This window comes from Devosia sp. (assembly GCF_035944845.1).
GTDB lineage: Bacteria > Pseudomonadota > Alphaproteobacteria > Rhizobiales > Devosiaceae > Devosia_A.
Map to the genome: position 1 here is coordinate 1 of NZ_DASZAW010000032.1, position 10,566 is coordinate 10,566.

12 protein-coding genes are annotated in these 10,566 nt (G+C 65.8%); 7 read left to right on the forward strand and 5 right to left on the reverse strand.

Annotated features, from left to right (window positions below):
• Positions 1-146 precede the first annotated feature (146 nt).
• Genes epmA through VGV07_RS04920 form a run of 3 tightly spaced genes read left to right on the forward strand, consistent with a single transcriptional unit; the run spans position 147 to position 3,105 of the window.
• Positions 147-1,217: an EF-P lysine aminoacylase EpmA gene (gene epmA / locus VGV07_RS04910; protein WP_326867573.1), complete on the forward strand. Its 1,071-nt coding sequence runs from the start codon at positions 147-149 to the stop codon at positions 1,215-1,217.
• A complete protein-coding gene (locus tag VGV07_RS04915) occupies positions 1,214-2,281 on the forward strand; it encodes a lysine-2,3-aminomutase-like protein (protein ID WP_326867574.1) in 1,068 nt (355 codons plus the stop codon). The genes epmA and VGV07_RS04915 overlap by 4 nt, the downstream gene beginning before the upstream one ends.
• Positions 2,278-3,105, forward strand: coding sequence for a carbohydrate-binding family 9-like protein (locus VGV07_RS04920; RefSeq protein ID WP_326867575.1), 828 nt, complete (start codon positions 2,278-2,280; stop codon positions 3,103-3,105). Before VGV07_RS04915 ends, VGV07_RS04920 begins: the two co-directional genes overlap by 4 nt.
• A gap of 343 nt (positions 3,106-3,448) precedes the next feature.
• On the opposite strand, the gene nudC is transcribed toward VGV07_RS04920, so the two are convergent.
• From nudC to VGV07_RS04945, 5 genes are all read right to left on the reverse strand, one after another.
• The gene (gene nudC / locus VGV07_RS04925; protein ID WP_326867576.1) at positions 3,449-4,408 is read right to left on the reverse strand and encodes an NAD(+) diphosphatase; all 960 of its coding nucleotides are present in this window, start codon (positions 4,406-4,408) and stop codon (positions 3,449-3,451) included.
• A gap of 252 nt (positions 4,409-4,660) precedes the next feature.
• Positions 4,661-4,900: a YdeI/OmpD-associated family protein gene (locus VGV07_RS04930; protein ID WP_326867577.1), complete on the reverse strand. Its 240-nt coding sequence runs from the start codon at positions 4,898-4,900 to the stop codon at positions 4,661-4,663.
• The gene (locus VGV07_RS04935) at positions 4,897-5,295 is read right to left on the reverse strand and encodes a RidA family protein (RefSeq protein WP_326867578.1); all 399 of its coding nucleotides are present in this window, start codon (positions 5,293-5,295) and stop codon (positions 4,897-4,899) included. The genes VGV07_RS04930 and VGV07_RS04935 overlap by 4 nt, the downstream gene beginning before the upstream one ends.
• A 124-nt stretch (positions 5,296-5,419) precedes the next feature.
• Positions 5,420-6,157: an SIS domain-containing protein gene (locus VGV07_RS04940; RefSeq protein ID WP_326867579.1), complete on the reverse strand. Its 738-nt coding sequence runs from the start codon at positions 6,155-6,157 to the stop codon at positions 5,420-5,422.
• A gap of 1 nt (position 6,158) precedes the next feature.
• Positions 6,159-6,893 carry a GntR family transcriptional regulator gene (locus VGV07_RS04945; RefSeq protein ID WP_326867580.1) on the reverse strand — a complete coding sequence of 245 codons (735 nt, stop codon included), beginning with the start codon at positions 6,891-6,893 and terminating at the stop codon, positions 6,159-6,161.
• A gap of 191 nt (positions 6,894-7,084) precedes the next feature.
• On the opposite strand from VGV07_RS04945, the gene VGV07_RS04950 reads away from it, so the two are divergent.
• The 4 genes from VGV07_RS04950 to VGV07_RS04965 all read left to right on the forward strand — a co-directional run.
• Positions 7,085-8,353, forward strand: a complete 1,269-nt coding sequence (locus VGV07_RS04950; RefSeq protein ID WP_326867581.1) for an ABC transporter substrate-binding protein — start codon at positions 7,085-7,087, stop codon at positions 8,351-8,353.
• 76 nt (positions 8,354-8,429) lie between these two features.
• The gene (locus tag VGV07_RS04955; RefSeq protein ID WP_326867582.1) at positions 8,430-9,260 is read left to right on the forward strand and encodes a sugar ABC transporter permease; all 831 of its coding nucleotides are present in this window, start codon (positions 8,430-8,432) and stop codon (positions 9,258-9,260) included.
• On the forward strand, positions 9,244-10,083 hold the full coding sequence (locus VGV07_RS04960; RefSeq protein WP_326867583.1) for a carbohydrate ABC transporter permease: 840 nt from the start codon (positions 9,244-9,246) through the stop codon (positions 10,081-10,083). Before VGV07_RS04955 ends, VGV07_RS04960 begins: the two co-directional genes overlap by 17 nt.
• 5 nt (positions 10,084-10,088) lie before the next feature.
• The coding region (locus tag VGV07_RS04965; protein ID WP_326867584.1) for a beta-N-acetylglucosaminidase domain-containing protein at positions 10,089-10,566 on the forward strand (478 nt) is incomplete at its 3' end.

A 10,566-nucleotide genomic window follows, 5' to 3' on the forward strand; every position in this document is an offset into this window, starting at 1 on the left:
ACCATTAGTTCTTCCTTGTTCAACGGTTGGCGAGGGCCTAGAGAGCGGCAGCAAAAGGCCGGGCCGAACGCGCTAATCTGATGTATCGGTGCCGCCGATACCCTAATTCCGCGAAAACCGCCAGTCCCGAGCCGAAAGACGTCGCCGTGCCCGCTTCCCCTCCAGTCCCGCCGATCTCGCCGTGGTGGACGCCCTCGGTGCATGCCGACCGGCGCCCGGCGCTCCTGGCGCGCAACCGGATCGAGCTCGCAGTGCGCCGCTATCTCAGCGAGCAGGACTTCCTGATGGTCGACCCGCCGGGCCTGCAGCGCAGCCCCGGCAACGAAACCCATCTCCATGCCTTTGCCACCACGGCGATCGGCAATGACGGGCTGGGGGAGACGCTCTATCTCCACACCTCGCCGGAATTCTCGATGAAGAAGCTGCTGGCAGCAGGCGAGCGTCGGATCGCCAGCCTCGGGCATGTCTGGCGCAACCGCGAGCGCAGTGCCTTGCATCACCCCGAGTTCACCATGCTCGAGTGGTATCGGGCGGGAGAATCGTATGACGCGGTGATTGCCGATTGCGTAGCACTGTTGCGACTTGCAGCTGAGACCATTGGCGTGCCGATGCTGCGGTTCAGGGGACGGGAGTGCGACCCGTTCGCCGAGCCGGAGCGGTTGGGCGTGGTCGAGGCGTTCAGCCGGTACGCCGGGGTCGAGCTGTTCGCGACAATGAATGCTGGGGGCGAAACCGACGCCGATGCCCTCGCGGCCGAGATGCGCCGGGTCGGGCTCGACGTACCGAGGGAGTACACCTGGTCGTATCTGTTCAGCCGGGTGCTGGTGGAAAAGGTCGAGCCCAAGCTCGGGCTCGGGCGGGTGACGGTGCTCGATCGTTATCCGGCGGCCGAGGCTGCATTGGCTCGGCGCACCGCCGACGACCGGCGGCTGGCGGAGCGATTCGAACTCTACGCGTGTGGGGTGGAACTGGCCAATGGCTTTGGCGAGCTCACCGATGCCCCCGAGCAACGCCGCCGCTTTGCCGCCGAGATGGACGAGAAGCAGCGGCTCTATGGCGAAACCTATCCGCTGGATGAGGAACTGCTGGCGGCGCTGCCGCTGATGGATGAGACCAGCGGCGTGGCGCTCGGCTTCGACCGGCTGGTGATGCTGGCGGTCGGGGCCCGGCGCATCGAAGATGTGCTGTGGGTGCCGGTGGTCGGAGGCGACAGATGAAACAGGATCGGGCGATCCGGACGGCCAGGGACCTGGTTTCGGCGGGGCTGCTGGCAGGCGAGCGGCTCGATGAAGCCGAGGCGGTGGGGAAGCGCTATGCCATTGCGGTGACCCCGACGGTTGCCGGATTGATCGACCGCAACGATCCGGACGATCCGATCGCGCGGCAGTTCGTGCCCGATCTCGCCGAGCTCAGCACCACGCCGGAGGAACGGGCCGACCCGATCGGCGACCTCTCGCATTCGCCCCTCGAAGGAATCGTGCATCGCTATCCGGATCGGGTGCTGCTGAAGGCCGTGCATGTCTGCCCGGTTTATTGCCGGTTCTGCTTCCGCCGCGAGATGGTGGGGCCGGAAGGGCTCGGGACGCTGGCGCCCGAGGCGATGGATGCCGCCATCGGCTATATCGCCGACCATCCCGAGATCTGGGAGGTGATCCTCACCGGCGGCGATCCGCTGGTGCTGTCGGCGCGCCGGCTCGAAGAGATGATGATCCGGCTCAGGGACATCGCGCACGTCAGGATCGTGCGCTTCCATAGCCGGGTGCCGGTGGTGGAACCGGAGCGGGTCGACGACAAGCTGATCGCGGCGCTCAAAGCCAGCGGCAAGACCACCTATGTGGCGCTGCATGCCAACCACCCCCGCGAGCTGACCGCGGCGGCGCGGGCCGCAGCGGGGCGGCTGGTCGATGCGGGCGTGGTGATGCTCAGCCAGTCGGTGCTGCTCCGCGGCATCAACGATGATCCGGACATTCTGGCCGAACTGATGCGGGGCTTCGTCGAAATGCGGGTCAAACCCTATTACCTGCACCACCCGGACCTGGCCCCGGGCACGGCGCATTTCCGGCTGTCGATCGCCGAGGGGCAGGCGCTGGTCAAAGGCCTGCGCGGCCGGGTGTCGGGGCTCTGCCAGCCGACCTATGTGCTCGATATCCCAGGCGGCTACGGCAAGGCGCCGATCGCGGCCAGCAATGTCGAGCCGACGGGTGATGGCAGCTACGCAGTATCGGACTGGCAGGGCGGCGTGCATGCCTATCCGCCGGCCGGGAGTTATGAGACGCCATGAACACGAACTGGCAGTTCCCCTGGCCCGAGGACCGCATCGCGCACTACACCGCCTATCGCGTCGCCGAGCCGCCGGCGATCGACGGTCGGCTCGATGAGGCGGCCTGGGGGCTGGCGCCGCGTTCGCCGCGCTTTGTCGACCTGATCAGCGGCAAGCCCACGGTGCACGATACGCGCGCCGCGGTGCTGTGGGACGATACGCATCTTTATGTCGGGTTCTGGGTGGAGGAGCCGTTCGTCGAGGCCAGGCTCATCGAGCGCGATGCGCTGATCTGGAGCGAGAACGACGTCGAACTGTTCGTCGCCGGCGCCGATGCCTATTACGAACTCGAACTCAACGCGCTGGGGACGATCTACGAGGCCTTCTTCGTCTGGGACGATGCCCATGATCGCGCCGGCTTCAGCAAGGCGCCGGAGTTCTCGCGCAGCGCGCCGGGGGCGAAGCCCTGGAACGGAGTAGGGTTCGACAAGCACCCCAGGGGGACGCGGCTTGGGCTGTTCAACTGGGACATGCCGGGGCTGAGGGCCGCGGCCTCGATCGACGGGACGCTCAACGACAATACCGATCGCGATCGCGGCTGGACCGCGGAGATCGCCATTCCCTGGGCCAGCATGGGCCCGCTCGCCACCGACGGCCGCGCCCTGCCGCCGCGCGATGGCGACACCTGGCGGATGGATTTTTCACGCTTCAACACCTATCGGGCGGCCAAACCGGCCGAGGATTCCGGCGGCTGGGCGTGGAGCCCACACGGGGTGTGGGATTCGCACGTGCCCGAGCTGTTCCCGTATGTGCATTTTTCGACGGATGTGGTGGGCGGGAAGTAGGGGACGGGCTGCGGGGAGTGGACTCGGCGCTGAGGCCTGTCCAACCACCGGCGTCATTCCCGCGAAGGCGGGAACCCAGTGGGATGCTTCAACGCAGGTGGAGGCTGAGGGATCGCACTGGGTCCCCCGCCTTCGCGGGGATGACGCCGGCGGGTGGCGGCGACCTCGTGGTTCCAGCAACATCGGCGTTAAGTTAGGCACTCTGCCTCCACCAACTCGATGTCATCCCAGCGAAATCTGGGACCCATCTGTCCGCTGGCGCGGGCTGGGAATTGGGTCCCTGCTTTCGCAGGGATGACAGCGGTGGGGAGGATAGCCCCCAGTTCACTGATGGCGTGAACCGCTAGTTCCCCCAGTACTCCGGATCGAGCAGCTTGCCGTGGGCCCAGGCTTCGATCAGGGCGCCGGCGATGGCGCCGGGGCGAGGGCGATTGATTTCGGGGTGGGTGCCGGCGAGGATCTGCAGCACGTCATCGCGGCTGACCCAGCGGGCGTCCGACAGTTCGACCGGATCGACGGTGATCGCCTCGCTCAGCGCGTCGCCCTGGCAGCCGAACATCAGCGACATCGGGAACGGCCAGGGTTGCGATGAGACGTAGCGCACCGGGCCGACCTTGATGGCGCTCTCTTCCAGCGTTTCGCGGCGCACTGCCGCCTCGATGGTCTCACCGGGTTCGACGAAGCCGGCGAGCAGCGAATACATCCGCTCGGGCCAGCTCGGGCTGCGGCCGAGCAGCAGCAGGTCGCCGCGGGTGATGGCCATGATCACCACCGGGTCGGTGCGTGGGAAGTGCTGCGTGCCGCATTGCGGGCACTTGCGGACCCAGCCGCTGCTCTCGACAGCGCTTGGTTGGCCGCAATTGGCGCAGAAGCGGTGGCTCGAGTGCCAGTTGATCAGCGCCCGGCCGGTGGCGACGGTCTCGCCTTCGAGCCGGGTGAGCGTCGGCATCAGGCCGCGGATCTCCATGAACTTCAGATCCGGGAAGCCGGGGTGGATCTGCTGGCTCTGGTCGATGAACTGACCGATGGTGGTGGCGTCCTCGGGCGGCGACCAGAGCGGCAGGTCGGCGGCGAACCGCGGACCATCCGGCGTCAGCCCGACGAACAGCGGCGCCTCGCGGCTGTCGGAGAGCGCCGGGTGGTCGAGCGGCACGGCAGCGGGGCGGCCCTCGACATCGGCAAGCAGCTTGCCGCGCCAGAACACCAGCGTCCTGGCCTGCTGATCGCTGCGAGTCTCGTCGGTGGCGCGCAGGTGCGCCACGCGGTCGAGCTCACCCGGCTTGAATGCAAACGCGTAGTCCACGGCTACCCCCTCGGATTTGGTTCGGAGGGTGTAGGGGGATGCGAGCCGGGCTGCAAGCGGGGAGGGGGGCCATGCTTTCGGAGATCGGTAAGTGCGCCGCCCGAGATTGTCTAAGGCCTCGCCCCACCCACCGGGTGTCATCCCTGCGAAAGCAGGGACCCAACTCACAGCCCGCACGAGCGGATAAATGGGTCCCTGCTTTCGCAGGGATGACATCGAGTGTGAGGGGCGAACCGGGCACCGCTTACCCCCTCACCCGTTCCACTTCATCCCCATGTACACCCCGCCGACTTCCAGTTCCTCGAGCATCTGGGCGAGGTGCCTGTGCTTGGTCGACTCGCGCTTCACTTTGTTGATCCAGAGCAGGTAGTCGTTGCGCTGGTAGGGCGGGCGAGCCTCGTAGGCGGCGCGGAGGCCAGAGCGTTCGAGCGCATCGCGGACGAAGTCCGGCATCTCCTCGCGCTTGCGCAATGGCCGGAGCGCCGGGCTCATGCAAGCACCGCCTGGGCTTCGACCTCGATCAGGTAATCAGGGTTGGCGAGACCGGCGACGCGGAGCACCGTGACCGCGGGCGGGTTGGCGCGCGTACCCCACAGGCTCATCCAGGCGCCGAAGGCGGCACGAAGGTCAGCGGTGTGATCGATGATGACGGTGACTTTCACCAGGTCCTCCAGTTTGGCGCCGGCCGCCTCGAGCACGGCCGCCAGGTTGCGCAGCGCCTGAGCCGACTGCGCCGCCACATCGCCTTTGCCGACGATTTCACCCGATCTGTCAACGGCGTTCTGTCCGCCGATCAGCAGGGTGCGTGTGCCTGCCGGCACGAGGATGGCCTGGGTAAAGACCGGGTTCGAGTGCAGGGTTTCGGGATTGAGGTGCTGGACGGGCATGGGATGTCTCCTCTGTTGGAGGCCCCAGGCTGCAGCCTGCCTGCTGACAACGTCCGTCAGTAGTTTTCGCGGTATTCTATTACCACAAAAAGTCGAGGCTGTAGAATCGCCTGCCCGGACGACCCTACAGCCCCCTGATCCGCGATTGCCACCGGCGGATCATTTCCTCTGCAGCGGCTTCGGCGCCCTGCATGTTTGCGCTCTGATAGACATCAACATCGACACCGTTGTGCGACAGCTGGTCGACAGCCTCTGCCAGCACGGCGTTGAGGATGAACACCCCTGCAATGGTCGAGGTCGGCCCCATGCGGAGGTCGTGGCCGACGCTGAGGGCCGCATCGCCATACTCGCCGCCATTATCCAGCACCAGATCGGTGACCTGATAGAGGAGCTGGCCCGACCCGTGGCGCGAGGTGATGGCGCGCGCGTGGCGGAGCGAAGTGAGCGCGATGGTGGTGGCGCCGCGCGCCTTGCAGGCGAGCGCCATTTCGATCGGATAGGCGTTGCGGCCGGAGTTCGAGGCAATGAAGACGACGTCGCCGGCTTCGACCGGATAGTCGGCCAGTACGCGCTCGGCGCGGCCGGCTTCGCGTTCGAGCAGCGTCGAACGCTCGGCGCCCAGGTGCAGCATCAGGTCGGGATCGAGGATGGCCTGGGCGGCAGCGATACCGCCGGCGCGATAGAAGGCTTCCTCGGCAATGAGGTGCGAGTGGCCGGAGCCGGCGACATAGACCAGATGGTCGGTGCCGAGCGCCGTGGCGACGGCGTCGCGCGCCGCGTCGAGGGCGTCGGATTGCTCGCCGAGGATACGGTCGAAGATGATGGCGAGCTGGTCGCGATAGCGCTGGCGCGGGATGGTCATTCTAGCCTCTGATCTCGCCGACATACTTGTACCGATCGCCGCGATACCAGGTCATTGCATCCTCGACGACAGTGCCGGAGAGGCCGTAGCCGAGCTGTGAAACTTCGAGCACGGCGGCGCCGGGCCGGATGCCGAGCTGGGCGGCGAGCGTCTCGTCGGCTTCGGTGGCCGAGAGGCTCTGCAGCACGCGGTGCGGGCGAGCGTTGCGGGCGTCCATGCGTTCGTAGAGCGAACCGGAGCCATCATAGTCGGCGCCTACCGCTTCGACCGGCACCACGGCGCGCTCGAGCGCGATGGCCTCGCCGCCCGCAAGGCGCAGGCGGACGAGCGTCAGGATGGGCGAGCCGAGCGGCAGCCCGGTGCGAAAGGCCGCGTCGGCGCCGACCCGGCCGATGGAGCATTCGAGTACCCGCGAGGTGGGCTCGAGGCCACGCTGGCGCATGTCTTCGGTGAAGCCGGAAAGCTGCGACAATGCCTTGGGAATGCGCCCCACCACCACGGTGCCGGCGCCCGGCCTGGTGGCGATGATACCCTGCTGCGCCAGTTCCTTCAGTCCCTGGCGCAGGGTCGAGCGGGAGACGGCGAGCGCCTCGGCCATCTCGCGTTCGGAGGGCAGCGACTCACCGGCAGCGATGGCGCCCGAATCGAGCACGGCGGTCAGCGCGTTGCGCAGCCGCTCGCCCAAGGGGCCGTGCCGGGCCTCCATCCGTTCGCGTACCGCCGCGTAAAAGTCCAAGCGTCCTCCGACCGGTCAGCCGTGGTTGTTCTTATCGCAACTGGTATGATTTTGGACTGGCGTTGGCAAGCGGGTTGGATGAAATGTCGCAGGACTTTTGGACGCTGGACAAACTGGTTTAAACCAATAACATACCAGTTGGCAGGTGAGATAACTGTCAAGAAACTTGGGGCGAAAACAGGGTGTTATCGATGATGGCCAAAAGATTGGCGCTGACCACAGCGACCGCATTGCTGCTGCTGACCACGGCCGCGATGGCGCAGACCGAAGTGCGTTTCACGCACTCCATCACCGGCGGGGCGAGCCGCGAGGCGCTCGATTCGATCATTGCCGATTTCCAGGCTGCCAATCCCGACATCAAGATCAAGGAGATCGTGTTCGACGACGATCAGTATTCCAACCAGGGGCAGATCACCCAGCTGAAGAGCAACGAGGTGCCCGACATCTTCTTCGAGTGGGCAGGCTTTCCGGTGCAGCGCGACGTCGCCGCCGGCTATGCCTACGATCTCAGCGAAGCGATGGCGGCCGATGGCTGGAAGGATAGCTTCTCGCCGGCCGTGTGGACCGATGGCGCCGGCACCATGGTCGATGGCAAGCCGTACCTGGTGCCGCTGTCGCTCGATCTGACCAACACCATCTGGTACAACAAGAAAATCTTCGCCGAGCACAACCTGACGCCGCCCAAGAGCTGGGACGAGTTCGTCGCGCTGAACAAGACGCTGGCCGAAGCGGGCGAGACGCCGATCGTCGAGGGCAATAACGAGTTCTGGCCGCTGGGCAACTGGGCCGGCCACATCGCCGCCATGGTGGTGCCGCCGGACGAGTATGTGGCGGCGTTCAAGCAGGAAGCCAAGTTCGATACGCCGGCTTTCGAAAAGGCCCTGAACCTGCTCGTCGACCTGCACAATGTCGGCGCGTTCAACAAGGACATGCAGGCGCTGGGCGCCGATCCGGCGATGGCGACGTTTTTCCAGGAAGGTGCGGTGATGCATCCGATCGGCTCGTGGCTGGTGTCGGAGACCGGCAACCTTGCCGACGAGGGCTTCGAGTACGGCCAGTTCAACACGCCGGTGATCGATCCGGCGCACCCGCTCGCCAACAGCGTAATCGGCACCATCACCGGGCTCGTGGTGCACAAGAACGCGCCGCACCCGGCCGAAGCGATCAAGTTCCTCAAGTTCCTGACCTCGGAGGCGAGCCAGATCAAGTGGGCGGAGAGCGGGCAGATGAGCCCCGTGCAGGGGGTCAGCGAAAAGGCCAAGCTCGATGAGCAGACCCAGGCGATGCTGGCGCTGATGAGCGGCGCTTCGGGCATCGTGCCGCCGCCCGACAACAAATACCCGGTGCCGGTGGCCGAGGCCTTCTACCAGGCAGCCGCCTTTGCCGCGTCGGGCGAAAAGAGCGCCAAGGACGCGCTGGTCTGGCTCGACGAGACGCTCGCCGCCATGGGCAAGCAGTAACCGGCGCCAGATTTTGCAAGACCGCTCGGCCCCAATCAGCACCGGCGCCGCGAACCTGTTGTTCGCGGCGCCTGCGATGCTGTTATTCGCGACCTTCGTGCTGCTGCCGCTCGGCGCCTCGGTCTACTACGCCTTCACCTTCTGGGATGGCTTCAGCATGCCGCGCTGGGCCGGGTTCGCCAATTTCGCCCGGGCGCTGACCGACCCGACGTTCCTCATGTCGTTCGTCCATGTCGTGCTCTACATCGCCGCGACGCTCGTCTTCGAGGTGACGTTCGGGCTGGTGATGGCGGTGCTGCTCAACTCGGATCGGCGCGGCTTCTCGCTGATGCGCGGCATGTTCTTTGCGCCGGTGGTGCTGTCGATGTCGGCGGCGGGCGTGTTGTGGAAATTCGTGCTCGACTACCGCACGGGTCTGCTCAACTCGACGCTGCGCTCGGTGGGGCTCGGCGACTGGGCGCAGCCCTGGCTGGCCCAGCCGGAAACGGCACTCTTGTTCATCTGCATCGTCTCGGGCTGGAAATATGCCGGCTTCTACATGGTGATCTTTTTTGCGGCGCTCAGGCGCATTCCGCGCAATCTCTACGAGGCGGCGCGGCTCGATGGCGCCAATGGCGTGCAGCAGTTCACCGCCATCACCCTGCCGATGCTGAAGCAGAACGTCATCGTCTGCATCCTGCTCGCGGTGACCGGCGGCTTTGCCGGGTTCGACCTGTTCTTCACCATGACCAACGGGCAGCCGTTCGGGGCGACGGAAGTGCCGGCGACCTGGATCATCAAGCAGGCCTTCGACCAGAACCAGATCGGCTATGGCGTAGCCCTCACCGTGGTGCTGACGCTGGTCGTGTCGCTGATCTCCATCGCCTATCTCAAGATTTCGGAGCGCGGCAATGTCACGCGCTACTGAACGTCGTCGCAGTACGGCCGAATGGCTGCAGTTCGGGGTGGCCGGTGCCATTGTCCTCGTGATGTTCTACCCGGCGATCTGGATGGTCTACTCGTCGTTCAAATCGAACCGCGAGATTTTCCGTTCGCCCTTCGCCTTGCCGGCGCAGTGGCGCTGGGAAAACCTCGTCGAGGCCTGGCAGGTGGGCGGGCTCGGCACGCTCTACTTCAACTCGGTGTTCGTGACGCTGGTCGCGGTGAGCATGTGCGTGCTGTTCGCCACGGCCGCCGCCTTCGCCTTCACCCGGCTGGAGTTTCCGGGGCGCAAGCTGATGTACCGGATCCTGTTGATCGGGTTGCTGCTGCCACCGCCGTCGGTCGCCATCGCGCTGTTCACCCAGCTGCGCGACATGCACCTGCTCAATACCCCCTGGGCGCTGATCCTGCCGGGCGCCGCCTGGCAGCTGGCGTTCACGGTGTTCCTGATGCGGGCCTATTTCATTTCGATCCGCCCCGACATGGAGGAAGCGGCGCGGCTCGATGGCGCCAATACCTGGGAAATCTTCTGGCATGTATCGGTGCCGATGGTGTGGCCGGCCATGCTGACCATGGTGGTGCTCAACACCATCAGCATCTGGAACGAGCTGCTGTTTGCGCTGCTGTTCGTCACCGACGATGCGCAGCGCACCCTGCCGGTTGGGCTGGTGCGGTTCTCGGGCTACCACAGCACCGACTATTCACTGGTGTTCGCGGCACTGACCATCACCACGGTGCCGATCCTGATCCTTTACTTCGTCCTGCAACGGCATGTGATCGCCGGGCTCACCGCAACAGCGATGGACTGAACCAGATGGGAACTGTGCACGACTTTCCGAATGTCACCGTCTCGCCGCCGGGGCTTTCCGGCTGGTCGCTGGATGTGTTGCTGGATCAGCCGGATCGACAGGGGGCGGGGCGCGCCAAAGCCTCGACGACGTTCCTGTCGGGGGTCATCGAGGGGTTTTACGGTCGGGCGTGGACGCATCCGCAGCGGGTCGAAATGCTCGACTGGATCGCCAATGCGGGGATGAACAGCTTCGTCTACGGGCCCAAGGACGACATCAAGATCCGTGCCCGCTGGCGCGAACTCTACAACGCGGCGGAAGCCGCAGCACTCCAGGAGCTGGTCGACGCGGCACGCGCGCGGAAGCTCATTTTCATGGTGGCGATCGCCCCGTGTCTCGATGTCGTCTATTCGGACGCAAGCGACCTCGAGGCGCTGAAGCGCCGGCTCGACCAGCTCCTGGACCTCGGCGTGACGCATTTCGCGCTGCTGTTCGACGATATCC

Bases quoted from the DNA above. Each gene is read 5' to 3' on its own strand.
- VGV07_RS04950 (WP_326867581.1), top strand. From the start codon at position 7,085: ATGATGGCCAAAAGATTGGCGCTGACCACAGCGACCGCATTGCTGCTG.
- VGV07_RS04915 (WP_326867574.1), top strand. From the start codon at position 1,214: ATGAAACAGGATCGGGCGATCCGGACGGCCAGGGACCTGGTTTCGGCG.
- VGV07_RS04960 (WP_326867583.1), top strand. From the start codon at position 9,244: ATGTCACGCGCTACTGAACGTCGTCGCAGTACGGCCGAATGGCTGCAG.
- VGV07_RS04935 (WP_326867578.1), bottom strand. From the start codon at position 5,295: ATGCCCGTCCAGCACCTCAATCCCGAAACCCTGCACTCGAACCCGGTC.
- VGV07_RS04920 (WP_326867575.1), top strand. From the start codon at position 2,278: ATGAACACGAACTGGCAGTTCCCCTGGCCCGAGGACCGCATCGCGCAC.
- VGV07_RS04940 (WP_326867579.1), bottom strand. From the start codon at position 6,157: ATGACCATCCCGCGCCAGCGCTATCGCGACCAGCTCGCCATCATCTTC.
- VGV07_RS04930 (WP_326867577.1), bottom strand. From the start codon at position 4,900: ATGAGCCCGGCGCTCCGGCCATTGCGCAAGCGCGAGGAGATGCCGGAC.
- VGV07_RS04955 (WP_326867582.1), top strand. From the start codon at position 8,430: ATGCTGTTATTCGCGACCTTCGTGCTGCTGCCGCTCGGCGCCTCGGTC.